At 68.3% G+C, this 18,929-nt stretch carries 15 protein-coding genes; 9 read left to right on the top strand and 6 right to left on the bottom strand.

Annotation, left to right across the window (positions count from 1 at the left end; translation table 11 throughout):
- Window positions 1–26 precede the first annotated feature (26 nt).
- On the top strand, window positions 27–1,202 hold the full coding sequence (locus E3T19_RS07435) for a MalY/PatB family protein (RefSeq protein WP_088457567.1): 1,176 nt from the start codon (window positions 27–29) through the stop codon (window positions 1,200–1,202).
- A complete protein-coding gene (locus E3T19_RS07430) occupies window positions 1,199–2,518 on the top strand; it encodes an O-acetylhomoserine aminocarboxypropyltransferase/cysteine synthase family protein (RefSeq protein ID WP_134408497.1) in 1,320 nt (439 codons plus the stop codon). The genes E3T19_RS07435 and E3T19_RS07430 overlap by 4 nt, the downstream gene beginning before the upstream one ends.
- On the opposite strand, the gene E3T19_RS07425 is transcribed toward E3T19_RS07430, so the two are convergent.
- From E3T19_RS07425 to E3T19_RS07400, 6 genes are all read right to left on the bottom strand, one after another.
- On the bottom strand, window positions 2,511–4,139 hold the full coding sequence (locus tag E3T19_RS07425; protein WP_134408496.1) for a HAMP domain-containing sensor histidine kinase: 1,629 nt from the start codon (window positions 4,137–4,139) through the stop codon (window positions 2,511–2,513). The two genes, E3T19_RS07430 and E3T19_RS07425, sit on opposite strands and share 8 nt — an antisense overlap.
- 114 nt (window positions 4,140–4,253) lie before the next feature.
- On the bottom strand, window positions 4,254–6,416 hold the full coding sequence (locus E3T19_RS07420) for an ATP-dependent Clp protease ATP-binding subunit (protein WP_088457570.1): 2,163 nt from the start codon (window positions 6,414–6,416) through the stop codon (window positions 4,254–4,256).
- Window positions 6,417–6,495: 79 nt separating this feature from the next.
- Window positions 6,496–7,149, bottom strand: a complete 654-nt coding sequence (locus E3T19_RS07415) for an alpha/beta hydrolase (protein WP_134408495.1) — start codon at window positions 7,147–7,149, stop codon at window positions 6,496–6,498.
- The gene (locus E3T19_RS07410) at window positions 7,146–8,060 is read right to left on the bottom strand and encodes a VOC family protein (protein ID WP_134408494.1); all 915 of its coding nucleotides are present in this window, start codon (window positions 8,058–8,060) and stop codon (window positions 7,146–7,148) included. Before E3T19_RS07410 ends, E3T19_RS07415 begins: the two co-directional genes overlap by 4 nt.
- 64 nt (window positions 8,061–8,124) lie before the next feature.
- A complete protein-coding gene (locus tag E3T19_RS07405) occupies window positions 8,125–8,517 on the bottom strand; it encodes a VOC family protein (protein ID WP_088457573.1) in 393 nt (130 codons plus the stop codon).
- Between the two features lie 126 nt (window positions 8,518–8,643).
- Window positions 8,644–10,023 (bottom strand): LLM class flavin-dependent oxidoreductase, encoded by a 1,380-nt coding sequence (locus E3T19_RS07400; RefSeq protein WP_134408493.1) that lies wholly within the window; start codon window positions 10,021–10,023, stop codon window positions 8,644–8,646.
- 284 nt (window positions 10,024–10,307) lie between these two features.
- Between E3T19_RS07400 and E3T19_RS07395 the strand changes: the two genes are divergently transcribed.
- From E3T19_RS07395 to E3T19_RS07365, 7 genes are all read left to right on the top strand, one after another.
- Window positions 10,308–11,738 (top strand): aminobutyraldehyde dehydrogenase, encoded by a 1,431-nt coding sequence (locus E3T19_RS07395; protein WP_241980074.1) that lies wholly within the window; start codon window positions 10,308–10,310, stop codon window positions 11,736–11,738.
- Entirely contained in the window at window positions 11,735–13,768 is a 2,034-nt protein-coding gene (locus tag E3T19_RS07390; RefSeq protein WP_134408491.1) for a primary-amine oxidase, read from the top strand. The genes E3T19_RS07395 and E3T19_RS07390 overlap by 4 nt, the downstream gene beginning before the upstream one ends.
- Entirely contained in the window at window positions 13,765–14,640 is an 876-nt protein-coding gene (locus tag E3T19_RS07385; RefSeq protein WP_241980072.1) for a universal stress protein, read from the top strand. The genes E3T19_RS07390 and E3T19_RS07385 overlap by 4 nt, the downstream gene beginning before the upstream one ends.
- Window positions 14,641–14,694: 54 nt before the next feature.
- Complete coding sequence (locus tag E3T19_RS07380) at window positions 14,695–16,245, top strand: APC family permease (protein ID WP_088457577.1); 1,551 nt, start codon at window positions 14,695–14,697, stop codon at window positions 16,243–16,245.
- 48 nt (window positions 16,246–16,293) lie between these two features.
- Window positions 16,294–16,656: a hypothetical protein gene (locus tag E3T19_RS07375; RefSeq protein WP_088457578.1), complete on the top strand. Its 363-nt coding sequence runs from the start codon at window positions 16,294–16,296 to the stop codon at window positions 16,654–16,656.
- Between the two features lie 183 nt (window positions 16,657–16,839).
- On the top strand, window positions 16,840–18,204 hold the full coding sequence (locus E3T19_RS07370; RefSeq protein ID WP_134408490.1) for a glycosyltransferase 87 family protein: 1,365 nt from the start codon (window positions 16,840–16,842) through the stop codon (window positions 18,202–18,204).
- Complete coding sequence (locus E3T19_RS07365) at window positions 18,201–18,806, top strand: histidine phosphatase family protein (RefSeq protein ID WP_134408489.1); 606 nt, start codon at window positions 18,201–18,203, stop codon at window positions 18,804–18,806. The genes E3T19_RS07370 and E3T19_RS07365 overlap by 4 nt, the downstream gene beginning before the upstream one ends.
- Window positions 18,807–18,929 lie beyond the last annotated feature (123 nt).

Below are 18,929 nucleotides of genomic sequence, written 5' to 3'. Positions count from 1 at the left end.
ATGTACGCTCGATGCGAAAGTACCCGATGACTCACTCACGTTTCGACGAGATCACTCGTGACGAGCTCAGCCGTGCCAGCAGCCGCAAGTGGAGCCTGCACCCGGGCACCATCGGCGCCTGGGTGGCCGAGATGGACTTCGGCACGGCGCCCGCGGTGTCCGCCGCCCTGCACCGAGCCGTCAACGCCGGCGAGCTGGGCTATCTAGCCCCCGCCACGACGCGGCTGATGGCCGAGGCCACCGCGGACTGGCTCCGGCAGGATTCCGGCTGGGTCGTGCCCCCGGAGAACATCCACCCGGTGTCCGACGTGATGTCGGCCTTCGACGTGACAGTGCGCCGGTTCTCGCCGGATGGCAGCGGCGTCATCGTCCCCACCCCGTCGTACATGCCGTTCCTCAGCTTCACGCCCACCCTGGGCCGGAAGATCTTCGAGGTTCCCGGCCACACCGTCGACGGTCGCTGGAGTCACGACCTGGCCGGCATCGACGCGGCGTTCCGTGCCGGCGCCCGCACCCTCGTGCTCTGCAACCCGCACAATCCCACCGGCGTGGCCCTGACCCTGGCCGAGCTCGAAGCCATCGCCGACGTCGTCGAGCGGCACAACGGCCGGGTCTTCGCCGACGAGATTCACGCGCCGCTCCGCTACGGCAATACCCCGCACATCCCGTACGCGTCGATCTCCCGCGAGACGGCCCGGCACACCATAACGGCCACCTCGGCCTCCAAAGCCTGGAACCTGCCCGGCCTCAAGACCGCGCAGTTCATCACCTCGAACCCGGCCGACGAAGAGGTCTACCAGGTCTACGGCTTCAGCGTGGTGCACGGTGCGTCGACGCCGGGGGTCATCGCGGCCACCGCCGCATACGCCGACGGCAGAGACTGGTTGGCCGAGGTGATCACCTATCTCGACGGCAACCGCACGGCCCTGCGGGACCTGCTCGACGAGCACCTGCCCGAGGTGCGGTACTCGCTGCCGGACGCCACCTACATAGCCTGGCTGGACTGTTCGGCGTTGGGTCTCGAGGGGTCCATCGCCGACTTCTTCCGCACCGAGGCCGGGGTCACGCTCACCGACGGGGCCCTGTGCGGCACCGGGTACGCCAACCATGCCCGCCTGATCTTCGCCATGCCCCGCCCCATTCTCGAGCAGGCGGTGCGGCAGATGGCCGCCGCCGTGCACCGACTGAAAGTGACCCTGTGACCCTCGACGCCACCACAGACTGTCCGTCCCAGCCCGAGTATGACTGGGAGGGCTACGCCTTCGACACCCGCCAGGTGCACGCCGGCGAGTACGACGACCTCACCAGCGGCGCCCGCATCTCGCCCATCAACATGACCGCGGGGTTCAGGTTCGACTCCTTCACGGATGCCAAGGCCCGCTTCGCCGGCGAGGCCGACGGTCTCATCTACTCCCGGCAGCGCAACCCCTCCGGCGGGGTCGCGGAGCGAAAGATCGCCTCGCTCGAGGGCGGCACCGAGGCCATCGTGGTGGCCTCCGGCCAGGCCGCGATCACCGCGGCGCTGCTGTCGATCGCGCAGTCCGGTGATCACATAGTCTCCACGGCGAGCATCTACAGCGGCACCCGCATCCTCTTCGGGCGCAGCTTCGCCCGGTTCGGGGTCACGGTCGACTACGTCTGGGACGAATTCGACGACGACGAGTGGGACCGTGTCATCCGGCCTAACACCAAGGCCATCTTCAGCGAGACCATCCCCAACCCGAAGAACGACATCGTCGACATCGGCCGGGTCGCCGCGGTCGCACAACGGCACGGTATCCCGTTCGTGGTCGACAACACGATAGCGTCGCCGTTCCTGATCCGGCCGTTCGAGCACGGCGCAGACGTCGTGGTGCATTCGTCGACCAAGTTCCTCAGCGGACACGGCGCGGCGATCTCCGGCACCATCGTCGACGGCGGCAGCTTCGACTGGGCCGCCGCCGACCGGGAGTACCCACTGATCACGCAGTCCGCGGCGGGCCTGCCGTCCATCGCCGAGAAGTTCGGGCGCACGGCCTATGCGCGAGCAACCCGCGAAGCCGTCGTCAACGACATCGGCCCGGCGCTGAGCCCGTTCAACTCGTTCCTGCTGCACCAGGGCATCGAGACGCTGTCGCTGCGGATGGAACGGCACCTGTCGAATTCGCTGGCCATCGCGGCCTGGCTGGCCGAGCATCCGGGTGTGCAGAGCGTCGACTACGCCGGCCTGCCCGGTAATCCGGCTTTCGGCCTCGCCCAGCGGCTCTACGGCGGCCGGAGCGGCTCGGTGTTCTCGTTCACCGTGCGGGGCGGCGAAGCAGGGGCGGGCCGGTTCCTCGACCGGCTGCGGGTGATCAGCCACATGACCAACATCGGCGACACCCGGTCGATGGCGTTGCACCCCGCCACGTCGACGCACGCCTCGTTCAGTCAGGAGTTGCGCGAGCGTTTGGGCATCGGCCCCGGCCTGATCCGCCTCTCGGTGGGTATCGAAGCCGTGGCCGACCTCATCGCCGACCTGGACCGCGCGCTCAGCTGACCAGCGGCAGGCGCACCGTGAAAGTGCTGCCCTCACCGAGCACACTGGAGACCTGCACGGTGCCCTGGTGGGCGTGCACAACGGCCCGCACGATCGCCAGGCCCAGGCCCATGCCGGGGATGGCCAGTTCGGTGGAGTTGCGGGCCCGGAAGAACCTGTCGAAGACCTGTCGCTGATCCTCGGCGCTGAGGCCGATGCCGTCGTCGGCGACCCGCACCACCGCATGCGTATCGTCGTGGTCGACGCTGAGCGAGACCGAGCCCCCTGGCCGCGAGAACTTGATGGCGTTGGCGAGCAGGTTGTCGATGGCCTGCTCGATCGCCAGCGGGTCCACCCTGGCGGTCACCGCGGCGTTGTCGTGGGCGCTGATGGTGATGCCGGCGCTCTGCGCGCGCTGCCGGGCGGTGCCCAGGCTGGAGCGCAGGATCCCGCCGAGGTCGCAGTCGACCCGGTGAATCGGCGGCTGGCCTTCGGTGGCGCTGAGCAGTTGCGCGATCACCGAGAGCAGCCGCTCGGCGTTGCGCTCGATCACGCTCACCTCCATGGTGATGCCGAGCTTCTCGGCGTCGATCAGGCCCAGGTAGCCGATGATCGAGGTCAGCGGGGTGCGCAGCTCGTGCGACACCGTGGCGAGAAAGCCGTCCCGCACGGCGATCGCCTCCACCAGCGGGGTCACGTCGGTGGCCACCACGACGGTGCCGAGCGGATACCCTGACTCACGTTCGACCACACCGGAGGACGCGATGATGGCGCTCTGGTCGTCGTCACCGCCGACCCAGTACACCCGGCCGGCGACGAGGTCCCCGCGCATGGCCCTGGCGGCGATCTGATCGTCGAGGGCGACCAGGGTGGTGCGGTCCACGTCGAAGACGAGCGACGCATCCCGGCCGTAGGAGCCGGTGGCCGAGTCGGTGCGCAGGGCGAGGGCGCGGGCGGCGGCGTTGCTCAGGATCACCTCGCCCTGCGGGTTGTAGAGCTCGATGCCGGCATCCACGGTCTCCATCACCGCTTCGAAGGTGGCCTGCCGGTCGGTTGCCTCGAGCAGGGCTGTGCGCAGCTCGCCGGACACCGCCACCAGCTCGCGTTGCTGAGCCCGCAGAGCGTTGGCGGCGATGCGGGCGGCGACGGCGATGAACGCGGTGATGATGGGCAGGAGCAGCACCGCTCCCCAGCCGACAGCGTCGGTGGGAAATCCACCGGCCTGCACCAACGGAAGGCCGCTCACGAACACCGCCCCGGCCAGGGCCAGGCCCAGCGCCCACCAGGCGAAGCCGTAAGCCAGCCAGAGCACGGGCAACACTATGAGCATCCCCACGGCGGGGAAGGTGTCGCGCACTCCGTCACGGAGGAACGCGACCACCACGACGTCGAGCAACGGGACCATGACCAGCCACTCGTGCCCGAACCGCGGCCAGGGCACCAACAGGCCCAGCAGGGTGGCGACGACGGCCAGGCCCAGACCCACCTGGAAACCCGTTTCGAGAAGGGCCTCCGGCCGACCGGCCAGCACGAAGCCCAGGAGCACCGCCACACCGGCCAGAAACGGCGCCTGGGCCAAGGGAAACTCGCGGATACTCGGCGGCCGAACCATCGGCACGAGACCACCCCTTACCTGCGTCACTCGACGATCCTCACGTTCGCGAGGCGTCTTAGGCTCAGTTGCCGGCCCTCCCCTGAATTCAAGCAGGTCGACAGGCTGAATTAGCCGTGTTCGGGGACCAATTCCGCCCGGGTTTCAGGCGTGCCCGATCGGGGCCACGGCCACGGTGAGCGAGTCGCCGTCCTCGGCGAGGTCAACCAGAACCGTCTCACCGTCACGGATGCTGCCATTCAGCAGCGCCGTGGCCAGCCTGTCGTCGATCTCGGTCTGCATCAGCCGCCGCAACGGCCGGGCCCCGTAGATCGGGTCGTAGCCGCGTTCGGCCAGCCAGGAGCGGGCATCCGGGGTCACGGCCAGCTCGAGCCGACGTTCGCCCAGGCGGCGCTGCAGCCTGTCGACGTAGAGCTCCACGATCTGGGCGAGGTCATCGGTGGAGAGCGACGAGAACACCACGATGTCGTCGAGCCGGTTCACGAACTCGGGCTTGAAGGCCTGCCGCACCATCTGCTGCACGGCCTCTTCCTTCTCCTCGGTGCTGAGGCTGGGGTCGACGAGGTACTGCGAGCCGAGGTTGGAGGTGAGCACCAGGATGGTGTTGCGGAAGTCGACCGTACGGCCCTGGCCGTCCGTGAGCCGGCCGTCGTCGAGCACCTGCAGCAGCACGTCGAACACTTCGGGGTGCGCCTTCTCCACCTCGTCGAAGAGAATCACCGAATAGGGCCGGCGCCGCACGGCTTCGGTGAGCTGGCCGCCCTGTTCGTACCCGATGTACCCGGGAGGGGCGCCGACCAGTCGGGAGACGGAGAACTTCTCGCCGTACTCGCTCATGTCGATGCGCACCATGGCCTTCTCGTCATCGAAGAGGAACTCGGCGAGCGCCTTGGCCAGCTCGGTCTTGCCCACTCCGGTGGGCCCGAGGAACAGGAACGAGCCGGTAGGCCGGTCGGGGTCGGAGATGCCGGCGCGTGACCGGCGCACCGCATCGGCCACGGCCCGCACGGCCCGCTTCTGGCCGATCAGCCGGTGGCCGAGTTCCCCCTCGAGGTTGAGCAGCTTGTCGGTCTCCCCCTGCAGCAACCGGCCCACCGGGATACCGGTCCAGGCGGCGACCACCGCGGCAATGTCCTCCGCCGTGACCTGATCGCCGACCATCCGGGCGCCCTCCTGCTCGGTCTGCTCGGCCTCGGCGAGCTCACGCTCTATCACGGGGATATCGCCGTAGAGCAGCCGGGAGGCCTTTTCCAGGTCGCCGCGACGTTCGGCCAGCTCGGCCTGGCTGCGGGCGCTCACCAGGCGCTTCCTCAGATCGCCGACCCGGTTGAGTGATGCACGTTCCTTCTGCCAACGTTCCTGCAATTCGCCGAGCTTGACCTGGCGCTCGGCCAGATCGCCGCGTAGCTTCTCCAGGCGCGCCTTGGAGGCGTCGTCCTTCTCCTTCTTGAGCGCCATTTCCTCGAGCTTGAGCCGGTCCACGCTGCGGCGCAGCTCGTCGATCTCCACCGGTGAGGAGTCGATCTCCATCCGCAGCCGGCTGGCGGCCTCGTCGATCAGGTCGATGGCCTTATCGGGCAACTGCCTCGCGGTGATGTACCGGTTCGAGAGGGATGCCGCGGCGACGAGCGCGGCATCCGCGATCGAAACTTTGTGGTGCGCCTCGTAGCGCTCCTTGAGACCGCGGAGGATGGCGACGGTGTCCTCGACGCTCGGTTCGTCCACCATCACCGGCTGGAACCGACGCTCGAGCGCGGCATCCTTTTCGATGAATTCGCGGTATTCGTTCAGGGTGGTGGCGCCGATCAGGCGCAGTTCACCGCGGGCGAGCATGGGCTTGAGCATGTTCGATGCCGCCACCGAGCCCTCGCCACCGCCGGCGCCCATCAGGGTGTGCAGCTCGTCGACGAAGGTGATGATCTGGCCGTCGGCGTCGTTGATCTCCTTGAGCACGGCCTTCAGGCGTTCCTCGAACTCGCCGCGGTACTTGGCGCCGGCCACCAGCGCGGCCAGGTCGAGCGACACCAGCTGCTTGTCCTTGAGCGAGTCGGCCACGTCACCTGCGACGATGCGCTGGGCCAGACCCTCCACCACGGCGGTCTTGCCCACGCCGGGTTCGCCGATCAGCACTGGATTGTTCTTGGTGCGCCTGGTGAGCACCTGGCTCACCCGGCGAATCTCGGCGTCACGGCCGATCACGGGGTCGAGCTTGCCGCTCCGGGCAATGTCGGTGAGGTTCACGCCGTACTGTTCCAGCGCGGTCTTCTGCTTCTCGTCGGTGCCAGGGGCGCCCTGCATGTTGGCCATCAAAAATCATCCTCCGCGAATACTTGAGTGGACTCGGCTCAAGTTTAGACTGGAGGTGGCGGATACGCTACCAGGGCACCTACTTCGCGGTGGCCGGCTTTCGGGCCGCGTGGAGCGCGAGGAAGTCGCGCACGTCGCCGGCCTCGGCGTCGTCGATTCCGTGGGCGAGGCCCGGGTAAATGTGTTCGACCAGGGTGGAGTGCCGCGGCAGGTAGGCGCTGGTGCGCGTGATCGCGGCCTCAGCAATGACCCGGTCCTCGGCGCCGCGACCCCAGAAGACGGCCGGGCGCGTCTCGGCGAGGGTCGCGTCGCCGGGCTGCTCTGCAGCCAGAACGAAACCGCCGAGCACGACGGGGGCGAGCACCCGCTCGGGCCGGGTGCGCAGCAGCTGGCTGGCCATCAGGCCGCCCTGCGAGAAGCCGATCGGGATCACCCGGGTGCCGGGAGCCAGGTTCGCATCGACCCAGGCCCAGATCGTCTCGGTGGCCTCGGCGACAGGCCGGGCGTCGGGGTTTCCGGGCGTGGTGATCGGGAACCAGGCCGCGCCACCGGTGCCGAGTTCGAGCGGCGCGCGCAGCGACGCCCACGGCAGGGCGAGCCCGAACGCCGGGATCAGGCCGGTCAGGTCGTGTTCGTTCGAACCATAGCCGTGCAGGAGCAGCGCGACCGCGGGTTCGGTGGTGCCGTCGGCCGGCCAGGCGGACGAGCGCACATCCCGCAGCTGCGGGGTCATCGGGCGATCAGCTCGTCGGTGGTGAGGTCGGGCAGCGCCACGGTGACCTGGGTGCCCCACGGGTCGGCGACCGTCACGGAGCGGCCGTCTCCGGCGAACGGAATCGACCGGGCGGTGAGGCGGGCGGTGAGGGAGTGCAGGTCAGCGACGGCGGGCACCGTCACGGCCACGTCACCGAGGCCGAGGCTCGCCGCGCGGGGGCCCGAGCCACAGCTGTTCCAGGTGTTCATGGCGATGTGGTGGTGGTAGCCACCCGCGGAGGCGAAGAGCGCGCCCGGGTAGCTGCCCTGGGTGGCCTCAAAGCCGAGCGCGTCGACGTAGAACGCCCGCGCCGTCTGGATGTCGCCGACCTGCAGGTGCACGTGCCCGACCGCGCCGGGCAGGGCGGAGCCGGCATCGACGATTGCCTGATCGAGGTGACCCTGCAGGTAGGCGTTGGGGTCGAGGTACTCGGTGGCCATCCGGATCTGTTCGCCGTCGTGGATCCAGGTGCTGCGGTCCCGGTCGGTGTAGAGCTCGACGCCGTTGCCCTCCGGGTCGGTGAAGTAGAACGCCTCGCTCACGAGGTGGTCGCTGGAGCCGATGAAGATGCTGCGCGGGTCCTGCGCAGCGCGGTAGACCGTCGCCGCGAGGCTGCCGGGGGTCTCGAAGAGGAACGCGGTGTGGAACAGGCCGGCCTGGCGCGGGTCGACGCCGGGCAGGTCCGGGGTGTGGATGAGCCGCACCAGCGGCGTCGTTCCCCGGCCGAGCGCACGGTGCACCTCACGATTGCGACTGCGCTCCTCGAGGGGTTCCATCGCGAAGGCCCGGGAGTAGTAGTCAGACATGGTCTCGAGGTCACCGACCCGCAGGGTTACCGCGCCCATTGACGTGGCGGCGTCGAGGATCTGCTCGCGTGCTGTGTCGCTCATGATTGGCTCCCGGTCTCGCTACGAAATGCTTGTAGCTACAACCATACAGCACGTTCCTCGGCGATCAGACCGGACTGGTCAGCTGGATGAGATTGCCACAGGTGTCGTCCAGCATGGCCACGACCACTGGGCCCATCGGCGTGGCCGGCTGGGTGATTCTCACACCCTTCGCTTCCAGCTCACGAACGGTGGCGGCCACATCGTCAACGGCGAACGAGGTGGCCGGGATGCCGTCCCCGACCAGCGCCCGCTGGTACGCCTGCGCCGCCGGGTGCACGTCCGGCTCCAACAGCAGCTCGACGCCGTCGGGCTCGCCCGGGCCGACCACGGTGAGCCAGCGGTGTTCGCCCACCGGCACATCCGTCTTCGGCAGGAAGCCGAGCTTGTCGGTGTAGAAGGCCAGGGCCTTCGCCTGGTCGTCGACGAAGATGCTGGTGACGTGGATGCGGATCGGCATGGGATTCTCCTCGTTCGGTGGAGCGGAGGGGCGCGGTGCGCTGATCCTAATACGCACGAAAGCGGCCGTGTGGTTGCCTCGTTTGGATGAGGCGACCACACGGCCGCATTCGCGAGCTGAGCTTGCTCAGGCGACGGGCACACCGACGCGGAAATTCGCGCCGTGGTGCTCGTCGGGCAGGCGGTCGCCGCGGCCGTGCAGCTTCTGCCGCAGGGTGCCCTCGGTGTACTCGGTGGGGTAGACGCCCCGTTTCTGCAGCTCGGGCACCACCCAGGTGACCACGTCTTCGAAGGTGCCCGGCGTGATGGCATAGGCCAGGTTGAACCCGTCCACGTCGGTCTCGGCCGCCCATTCCTCGAGCTGGTCGGCGATCTCCACACCGGAGCCCACGATGAACGGGCCGAGGCCGCCGATGGCGCCGGCCCGGGCGATGTCGCCGACGGTCCACTCGGAGCCGTCGTCGTTCGCGGCCTGAAAATTGGCCACGGCCGACTGGATGGCGTTGCTCTTGACGTTGCCGATCGGCTCGTCGAGCGCGAACTCGGACAGGTCGACCCCCATCCACCCGGACATGAACACCAGGGCGCCCTCCTCGCTGGCGTAGCTGAGGTAGTCGAGGTACTTGGCTTGAGCCTTCTCACTGGTCTCGTCGGTGATGATCGTGAGCAGCGTGTAGATCTTGGCCGAGTACCGGTCGCGGCCGGCCGCCTCGAGGGCATCGCGGATCTTGGTGACGGTGCCCGTGAGCACGGCCTTGGTCGACGCGGCCACGAAGATCGCTTCGGCGTTGCCGGCAGCGAACGCGATGCCGCGGCTGGAGGCGCCGGCCTGGTAGATCACGGGCGAACGCTGCGGCGACGGCTCGGAGAGGTGGATGCCCGGCACCTGGAAATGCTTGCCGGAGTGATTGATGGAGTGCACCTTGCTCGGGTCGGTGAAGACGCCGGTCTCGGTGTCGCGCACCACGGCGTCGTCCTCCCAGGAACCCTCCCACAGCTTGTACAACACCTCGAGGTACTCGTCGGCGTAGTCGTAGCGGTCGTCGTGCTCGAGCTGGTCTTCGTTGCCCATATTGCGCGCGGCGGAGGGCAGGTAGCCGGTGACGACGTTCCAGCCGACCCGCCCCTTGGTGAGGTGGTCGAGCGTGGACATGCGGCGTGCAAAGGGGTACGGGTGCTCGTATGCGGTGCCGGCGGTGACACCGAATCCGAGGTGCTCTGTGACATATGCCATTGCGGGAATGACCAGGAGCGGGTCGGCGACGGGGATCTGTGCTCCGTTGCGGATCGCCGCCTCGTTGGTGCCGCCGTAGACGTCGTAGGTGCCCAGGACGTCGGCGAGGAAGATGCCGTCGAAGCGTCCCTTCTCGAGCAGCTTGGCGAGCTCGGTCCAGTACCCGAGGTCGGTGTAGCTCTGCGACCTGTCGTCGGGGTGGCGCCAGAGGCCGGAGGACTGGTGGGCGACGCAGTTCATGTCGAAGGCATTGAAGCGAATCTGTCTGGGCATGGATCAATGCTCACCTCTTCGCGGCCCGATCACATCCCTGCACGAAACACGACGTCACAGTGGGATGCGGCGCAGTATCTTCGAGCCGCCCTCAGCGGACGATGCATGAGTGCAAGATCCTGCACCCGCGCGGACGGTCGGGAGGGCCGGCGCGGCGGCCCGCTCCGAATGAATGGGGGTGCCTTTTCTCCCGGCCAGGTGCCATACTGGCCCGGCAACGCCCCGACCGAGCCAACGCCACCGGCGGGCGCGCACCGCATGACCACTCATCGAAGAGGAGTCCCGTGAGCACCGCGCTACTGTCCAATTTCATCAATGGCCACTTTGTGACACCGACGGGCTCCGTGCTGCTGGACATCGTCGATCCGACGACCGGGTCGATCGTGGCCCGGGCCCCGATCTCCACAGCGCGCGACGTCGACGACGCCATGCGCGCCGCCAAGGCCGCCTTCCCCGGCTGGAGCCGGAAGACCCCGGGCGAACGGCAGTTGGCGCTGCTGCGGCTGGCCGACGCCGTGGAGGCCAACAGCGACGCGATCGTGGAGGCTCAGCACCGCAACACCGGCCAGCCGCGCGCCACCATCGCCGCCGACGAGGTGGCCGCCGGGGCCGATCAACTGCGTTTCTTCGCCGGCGCCGCCCGACTGCTCGAGGGCAAGTCGGCCGGCGAGTACCTCGAGGGCATGACCTCCTGGGTGCGCCGCGAACCGATCGGGGTGGTGGGCCAGGTCACCCCGTGGAACTTCCCGTTCCTCATGGCCATCTGGAAGATCGGTCCGGCCCTGGCCGTGGGCAACACCCTCGTGCTCAAGCCCAGCGACACCACCCCTGAATCCACCCTCGAACTCGCCCGGATCAGCCAGGGCATCCTGCCGGACGGCGTGATGAACATCGTGCTCGGCGATGCGAGCACCGGTGCGTTCATCGTCGAGCATCCGGTGCCCGGCCTGGTCTCGATCACCGGCAGCGTGCGCGCGGGTATGGCCGTGGCTGCCGGCGCCGCGCACACCCTCAAGCGCGCTCACCTGGAGCTCGGCGGCAAGGCGCCCGCCGTGGTGTTCGGTGACGTCGACGTGGCCAAGGTCGCCTCGGCGATCGCCGACTTCTCCTTCTATAACGCCGGCCAGGACTGCACGGCCATCACCCGGGTGCTCGTGCACGAGTCGATCCACGACGAATTCGTGGGCGCGTTCACGGCCGAGGCCGAGCTGCGCATCACCGGGTCCGCCGACGACGCCGACAACTACTTCGGGCCGCTCAACAACGTGCGGCACTTCACCGACGTGGTCGAGAAGGTGGAGGGCCTGCCGGCGCACGCGGTGATCAGCACCGGCGGCCACCGGGTGGGTGAGGCGGGCTTCTTCTTCGAACCCACCGTGGTGACCCAGGTGCGCCAGACGGATGCGATCGTGCAGGACGAGACATTCGGCCCGGTGATCACGGTGCAGAGCTTCGGCACCGAGGAGGAGGCCATCGCCATGGCCAATGACGTGCGCTACGCGCTGGCCTCGAGCGTCTGGACCCGCGACCATGCCCGGGCCCTGCGGGTCTCCCGCGACCTCGACTTCGGCGCTGTCTGGATCAACACGCACATCCTGCTGACCGCCGAGATGCCGCACGGCGGATTCAAGTACTCCGGCTACGGCAAGGACCTGTCCATGTACGGCGTCGAGGATTACACCCGCATCAAGCACGTGATGAGCGCACTCGAATGAGCTTCCATCCTCTCGACCCCCTGACCGGCCCCGAGTTCACCCAGGCGGCGGCCGTGCTCGCCCGTGAGCACGGGGTGGGTGCGGGCTGGCGGTTCGCCTCGATCGAACTTGTCGAGCCGGCCAAGGCCGCCATCGCCGAATTCGAGGCCACCGGTGTCGCCCCGGAGCGCCGGGCGCGCCTGGTGGTGCTGCATCGCGCCCAGAACCACACCTGGGTGGCGGTGGTGTCGCTGCGCACCGACGCCCTGCTCGAGTGGGGTCAGGTGATGGGTGTGCAGGCCAACTTCACCGTCGATGAGTGGGAAGAGGCCGACGCGGCGCTGCGGGCGCATCCGGAGGTCGTGGCCGCACTGGCCAAACGCGGCATCACAGACCTCGAGAACGTCTTCATCGACACCTGGACCTACGGCGACGCCGTGATCCCCGACGTCTACCGCGGCCTGCGCCTGGGTTGGGCCGACGTCTGGGTGCGCAGCGGTGCCGGCGCCAACCCCTACGCGGGACCGGTCAGCGGGCTGCACTTCGTGATCGACGTGAACACCATGAACCTGCTCGAAATCGAGGACACCTTTGCCGTGGACCCGCCGAGCGTGATGGGCGAGTACGTGCCGCACCTGGTGCCGGAGCGCATCCGCACCGCGAGCACGAGGCCGCCGTTGAAGCCGCTGGACATCGTGCAGCCGGAGGGCCCGAGCTTCAGCGTGGACGGCAACCTGGTGCAGTGGCAGAACTGGTCGCTTCGAGTGGGATTCAACTATCGCGAGGGCATGACGCTGCACAGGGTGACCTACACGGATGCCGGCCGCGAGCGCCCGATCGCCAACCGGCTCTCGTTCGCCGAGATGGTGGTGCCGTACCGCGACCCGAGCGTCGACCACTTCCGCCGCACCGCGTTCGACATCGGCGAGTGGGGCCTGGGGTTCATGACCACGTCGCTGGAGCTCGGCTGCGACTGCCTGGGCGAGATCCGCTACCTCGATGCCGTGCTGCACAACAGCGCCGGCGAGCCGTACTCGATCCCCAATGCCTTCTGCATCCACGAGGAAGACAACGCCGTGCTCTGGAAGCACGTCGACCACGACGGCGGCGCGGAGGTGCGCCGGATGCGCCGGCTGGTGGTGTCCTTCCACGTGACCGTGGCCAACTACGAGTACCTCGTCTACTGGCGGTTCTACCAGGACGGCAACATCGAGTGTGAGGTGCGCGCCACCGGCATCATGGTGGTCACCTACCTCGAGCCCGGCCAGCCGCACCCCAACGGCACCCTCGTCGACGAGCGCACCTACGCGCCGTTCCACCAGCACTTCATCGTGGCCCGGATGGACCTCGACATCGACGGCCCGGCCAACACCGTGTACCGCAGCGAGACCCGCATCGAACCGATCGACGCTGCCAACCCCCTCGGGCTGGCACTCACCCAACAGAACACCCCGATCGAGACCGAGGGCTTCGATGACTTCGACTGGAACACCCAGCGGGCCTGGAAGGTGGTCAACGAGCAGACCCTGAACGGGCTCGGCACCCCGGTGTCGTACAAGCTCGTGCCGGGCGGCGCCATCCCGTCGTTCTTCCACCCCGAAGCCCCGGCCCTCACCCGGGCTCAGGTGATCGGCCACACGGTGTGGGTCACTCCCAACGACGACGCTCAGCGTTGGCCCTGCGGCGAGTTCGTGAACCAGAGCGGCGTCGACCACGGCCTGCCCGAGTGGATCCAGGCCGGCCGCGCCGTACGCGATACCGATGTGGTGCTCTGGTACACCTTCGGCATCCACCACATCACCCGGCCGGAGGAATGGCCGGTGATGCCGGCCGACATCGTCTCGTTCTGGTTGAAGCCGGTGGGCTTCTTCGACCGCAACCCGTCGCTCGACGTGGAACCGAGCGCCGCGCACTGCGCCCCGGGCATGGAGCACGGCGGGATGGCCGACCACCCACACGAGCACAGCAGCCATGAACACAGCACGGACGAACACAGCACGGATGAACACAGCACGGATGCGCCGGCCACGGAACCAAGGAGAACAGCGTGACGCGAGTACCGAACTATGTGGTGGCCTACGAGGCCACCGCCCAAGGCCGCGAGGCCCTCGAGCTGGGCATCGCGATGGCCAGGATCACCGCGGCCGAACTGCGCATCTGCCTGGTGTTGCAGCGCGTCACCGCGGCCCCGGCGAAGATCCACGCCGCGAGCAGCGACTTCGAGGTTCTCCTGGCCGACCAGGCCACGAAGTGGCTCGAGCAGGCCGCCGGCTGGGTGCCCGCCGATGTCACGGCCACGACCCATCTGCTCTGGGCCGACTCCACATCTGAGGGCCTGATCCAGGCCAGCGCAGACCTCGATTCCGACCGGATCGTGGTGGGCGCCGCCCGCGGCGGACTGTTCAACAGGTTCACCATCGGCAGCGTCGCCAACGCCCTCTTGCATGCCTCCCCCGTACCCGTTGCCCTCGCCCCACACGGGTACCGCGCGCCGGCCCAGCTCACCCGGATCACCTGCGCCATCGGCACCCGGCCGGGCTGGGAAGCCCTGCTCGACTCGCTGGTGGCATTCTCCGACGGGCTGAGAGTGGACCTGCGCTTCGTGACCCTGGTGGAGGTCGACGCGGCCCGCGAGAAGCAGTCACCGGCCGCCGCGGGCAGCACCGCCCACCTCGACGCCGTGCTCGCCTACTACGAGCGGCACTCGACCAGCCACGGCGTCATCACGACCGAGGTCGGCACCGGCAAGAGCGTCGAAGACGCGGTCGAGGCCCTCGACTGGCGGCCCGATGAGCTCGCATTCGTCGGGTCAAGCCGGCTGGCCGCGCCGCGCACGATCTTCCTCGGCATCACCGCCCACCGCATGCTGCACGCCCTGCCGGTGCCGCTCGTCGTCGTCCCGACCTCGGCCACCCGCACCTGATCCAACCCGTTCGCTGATTTCGACCCGTAGCTGATCCGACCAAAGGACAGGTTCATGGCACAGTCATCCGCCTCCGGCGCCACGCCGGCCACCACCTCCACCTCATCCAGCGCCGGCGGTCTGTCCGCCAAGGGCCTGAGTGCCGGCAGCGTGGGCCTCCTCGGCGCCACCGTGATCGGCATCTCCTGCATCGCCCCCGCGTACACTCTCACCGCCTCGCTCGGCCCCACCGTCGCGGCCGTGGGCACCCAGATGCCGGGGATCTTCATGGTCGGCTTCATCCCGATGCTGCTCGTGGCGCTCGGCTACCGCGAACTCAACAACGCCATGCCGGATGCCGGCACCTCGTTCACCTGGGCGACCCGCGCGTTCGGGCCGTGGCTGGGCTGGATGGGTGGCTGGGGTCTGATCGTGGCCACGGTGGTGGTGCTGTCCAACCTCGCCGGGGTGGCCGTGGACTTCTTCTACCTGATGCTCGCGCAGCTGTTCGACAACCCCGGCCTGGCCGACCTGGCCGGCAACGTCTGGATCAACATCTTCACCTGTCTGGTCTTCATGGTCGGCGCCTGTTACGTCTCCTATCGGGGCATGGAGGCCACCAAGATGGTGCAGTACGTGCTCGTCGCATTCCAGCTGCTCGTGTTGATCTGGTTCAGCGTCGCGGCGCTCATCCACTTCTCCGACGGCACCGCGTTCGACGCCCTCGGCTTCAGCGCCAGCTGGTTCAACCCGTTCCTCACCCCGTCGTTCTCGGCATTCGCCGCCGGGGTGTCGCTGTCGATCTTCATCTACTGGGGCTGGGACGTCACGCTCACCATGAACGAGGAGACCAAGGACCCGGCCCGGACGCCTGGCCGGGCGGCGACCCTCACGGTGGGCATCATCTTCGTGCTGTACATCCTGGTCGCGGTGTCGGCGCTGATGTTCTCCGGTGTCGGCACCGGCGAGCTGGGGCTGGGCAACGAAGACATCCAGGGCAACGTCTTCGCGGCGCTGGCCGGCCCGGTGATGGGCCCGTTCGCGATCCTGATGTCGCTGGCCGTGCTGTCCAGTTCGGCGGCCTCGCTGCAGTCCACCTTCGTGGGCCCGGCCCGCACGATGCTCTCGATGGGTCACTACCGAGCGTTCCCCAAGCGGTTCGCCTCGATCAGCCCGCGGTTCAAGTCGCCGGGTTTCGCGACCGTGATCGCCGGTGTGGTGGCCTGGGGGTTCTACGCGGTGATGCGGGTGCTGAGCACCGATGTGCTCACCGACACCATCCTCACCCTGGGCATCATGATCTGCTTCTACTACGGCGTCACGGCGTTCGCCTGCGTCTGGTTCTTCCGCCGCGAGGTGTTCTCCAGCACCCGGGCGTTCCTGCTCAAGCTGCTCGCCCCGCTGCTGGGCGGCATCATCCTGGCCGTGATCTTCGCCACGACCCTGATCGACAGCACCAATCCCGACTACGGCAGCGGCTCGGAGATCGGCGGCGTCGGCCTGGTGTTCATCCTCGCGATGGTCCTCTTCCTCACCGGCATCGTCCTGATGCTCATCATGCGCAGGGTCGACCCGGCCTTCTTCCAGGGCAAGACCCTGACCAAGGGCACCTCCCGCGACGCGTGAGTCTTGTCTCGGGATCGGCGCCGTTCCGGCCGTGGTTGACTGTCTGCCATGGGGAAGTGGAGCGGTGACACCTGGCTGGGCTGGGCTCTCGTGCTGTTCTGCCTGTCGCTGGCATCGACATTCATTGCCGGTGTCGCCGGGTTCAATTTTGACCCCGACGATTATCCGAGCTCCTATTACGCCGCTCGGGTTCCCGGCCTTGTCGGGGTCATGGTTGTGTCGCTGGTGATTCCGGCGCTGGCTGCCGCGGCATCGGTCTTGTCCGCGCGTGCCGAACCACGTGAGGCGCGGCGGACCACGACCGCGACAGTCATCCTGGTTCTGGCGCTGTCATCTGTCTGGTTGTGCTTGGTGCTCGGGATCGACTCGGTGCAGCAGGCCATCGAATTCTCTGAGCATGCTCCGATGTAGGTGCCGAGGTCCGCTGCGGCGCAGTTGAGCCGCCCGACCGGCACCATCCGCTCACCTCGCTGAACACACTCTCAGGCGGCCGCCCCTCCCGGACAGCTTCTGGTTGTTTCCCTTTCACCTTCGATTCGTACACTCCCCAGTGATCGGCTTCACAAGGTCTGACTGTGGAAAGTGACGTGTGCGATGTCGTATTTTGTGGAACTGGTCGATCACCGCCTGGCCAGGCTGCTCACCCCCGCCAGGCGGGATTGGCTTCGGAGTCCCCGCACCCTGCTGCTCGGCTTCCTCGGGCTGCACCTGCTCTTCCTGTTCGCGCTGCTGCCGACCATCCTCACCGGCCGGGTGCTGGGCGACCTGCCGCTCTATCGGGTCTGGGCCGAGCAGGCGCTGGCCAACGGCGTGTGGCAGGGCATCGACGTCGAGTGGGTGTATCCCATCGGCGCGATCGTGCCGATCGTGCTGGCGGATGCGGCCGGCCCACTGCTGTACCAACTGCTCTGGTTCGTGATGACCGGGGCCCTCAACGCCGCGGCCATCGGCATCCTCACCGACTGGGGCCGCGATCGGGCCGGCTACCGGGCGGCCTGGTTCTGGCTGGCCTTCAGCCTGCTGCTCAGCCCCGTCGGACTGCTGCGCCTCGAGGGGCTCAGCGCCCCACTGGTGATCATGGGCCTGGTGCTGGTGGCCCGCCGCCCCGTGCTGGCCGCCGCCCTGCTCACCGCGGCGACCTGGATCAAGGTCTGGCCGGCCGCGGTGCTGCTCGCCGTCGTGGCGGCGAGCCGGCGCCGGGTGAGCGTGGTCGTCACCGGCGGAGTGATCACGGCCGGTATCGCCGGCGCCGTCTGGGCGGCCGGAGGCCTGCGGTTTCTGACCGGATTCGTCACCATGCAATCCGACCGGGCCCTGCAGCTCGAGGCGCCGGTGACGACCCCGTGGGTGTGGCTGGCCGCGATGGGCCAGCACGGCACCACGATCTACCAGAACCACGCCATCGCCACCCGCGAAGTGAGCGGCCCCGGCGCCGGCTTCGTGGCGGCCGCCATGACCCCGCTGATGTTCCTGGTCATCGCCGGCATCTTCGTTCTGCTCCTGCTGGCCCTGCGTCGCAGCCGCGACAACGCCCAGCTGGTGCTTCTGGGCGCATTGGCCCTGGTGACCACGTTCGTGGTGCTCAACAAGGTGGGTTCGCCGCAGTACATGCTGTGGATCGCCCCGGTCGTGGCCGTCGGGGTGGCCCACGACTGGGTTGTCTGGCGGGTGCCGGCCTATCTCACGATCGTGATCGGCGGGTTGACCACCCTGATCTTCCCGATCTTCTACCTGCCCCTGGTGCACGGGGATGCCGGTGCGATCCTGCTGCTCACCGTGCGCAACGCTCTGCTCGTGGTGCTGCTCGGCTGGTCGGTCCTGGCCCTGTGGCGCACGGCCTTCGCGAGCTCGCCGGCATCCGCATCGCGTGTCAGCGCGCCGGAGCGCGTGGCCTGGCCACCCGCTGACGCCACCAGTTTGCGGGGCGACCCGGCCACACGAGGCAGAATAGGGAGGTGACTGCTACAACGACCTTCGCCCTCGTCCGCCACGGCCAGACCGATTGGAACGCCATCGGGCGCATCCAGGGGGCCACCGATGTGCCCCTCAACGACGTGGGCCGGGGCCAGGCCACGGAGGCGGTCGCGCCGCTCTCGCAGTACGAATGGGACTTCGTCGTGGCATCGCCGCTGTCCCGTGCGGCCGAGACGGCAGACATCATCGCCGCGGACCTGGACCTCGAGGTGACCCGCCACCTGCCCGGCCTCGTCGAGCGCAACTACGGACCGGCGGAGGGGCTCTCCGCCGGACCCACGCTCGACGCCCTGCGGGTCGACGGCGACTCCGGCAGCTTCCGTGGTGCCGAGGCGGCGCTCAGCGTGTCCAACCGCGGCCTTGGTACGCTGCGCCAGCTCGCCGAGGACTACCCGGGCGCCCGCATCATCGTCGTCTGCCACGGCACCCTGATTCGCCTCAGCCTGATGGCCGCCCTCGAGCGGGACATCCCGCCGATCCTGAACGCGGCAATGTCGGTCGTGCAGTTCAGCCCCGAGGCCGGCTGGACCGCATCCGTCATCAACAACGAGCCGCTCGAGGCCGACGCCGTGGCCCTCGCCGGCTAACTGTTCCCGCTGCGGACAAATGGTCCCCTTGGGTTCAGGGGGTCGTTGCAACACCTGATTGATTGAGGTGTTGGTTATGGGTGGTCGTGTTGGGTTTCCGCGTGAGGTTCGTCGTCGGTTCTG

The sequence above is a fragment of the Cryobacterium sp. TMT4-31 genome, assembly GCF_004403385.1.
GTDB classification, from domain to species: Bacteria; Actinomycetota; Actinomycetes; order Actinomycetales; family Microbacteriaceae; genus Cryobacterium; species Cryobacterium zongtaii.
The sequence above is the reverse complement of the archived record's forward strand: the minus strand, read 5'-3'. Positions and strand labels throughout refer to the sequence as shown.

Excerpts from the sequence above, each read along its gene's own strand:
- E3T19_RS07420 (WP_088457570.1), bottom strand. The coding sequence starts at position 6,416 with ATGGCCAACATGCAGGGCGCCCCTGGCACCGACGAGAAGCAGAAGACC.
- E3T19_RS07400 (WP_134408493.1), bottom strand. The coding sequence starts at position 10,023 with ATGCCCAGACAGATTCGCTTCAATGCCTTCGACATGAACTGCGTCGCC.
- E3T19_RS07415 (WP_134408495.1), bottom strand. The coding sequence starts at position 7,149 with ATGACCCCGCAGCTGCGGGATGTGCGCTCGTCCGCCTGGCCGGCCGAC.
- E3T19_RS07390 (WP_134408491.1), top strand. The coding sequence starts at position 11,735 with ATGAGCTTCCATCCTCTCGACCCCCTGACCGGCCCCGAGTTCACCCAG.
- E3T19_RS07370 (WP_134408490.1), top strand. The coding sequence starts at position 16,840 with ATGTCGTATTTTGTGGAACTGGTCGATCACCGCCTGGCCAGGCTGCTC.
- E3T19_RS07410 (WP_134408494.1), bottom strand. The coding sequence starts at position 8,060 with ATGAGCGACACAGCACGCGAGCAGATCCTCGACGCCGCCACGTCAATG.
- E3T19_RS07405 (WP_088457573.1), bottom strand. The coding sequence starts at position 8,517 with ATGCCGATCCGCATCCACGTCACCAGCATCTTCGTCGACGACCAGGCG.
- E3T19_RS07380 (WP_088457577.1), top strand. The coding sequence starts at position 14,695 with ATGGCACAGTCATCCGCCTCCGGCGCCACGCCGGCCACCACCTCCACC.
- E3T19_RS07435 (WP_088457567.1), top strand. The coding sequence starts at position 27 with ATGACTCACTCACGTTTCGACGAGATCACTCGTGACGAGCTCAGCCGT.
- E3T19_RS07375 (WP_088457578.1), top strand. The coding sequence starts at position 16,294 with ATGGGGAAGTGGAGCGGTGACACCTGGCTGGGCTGGGCTCTCGTGCTG.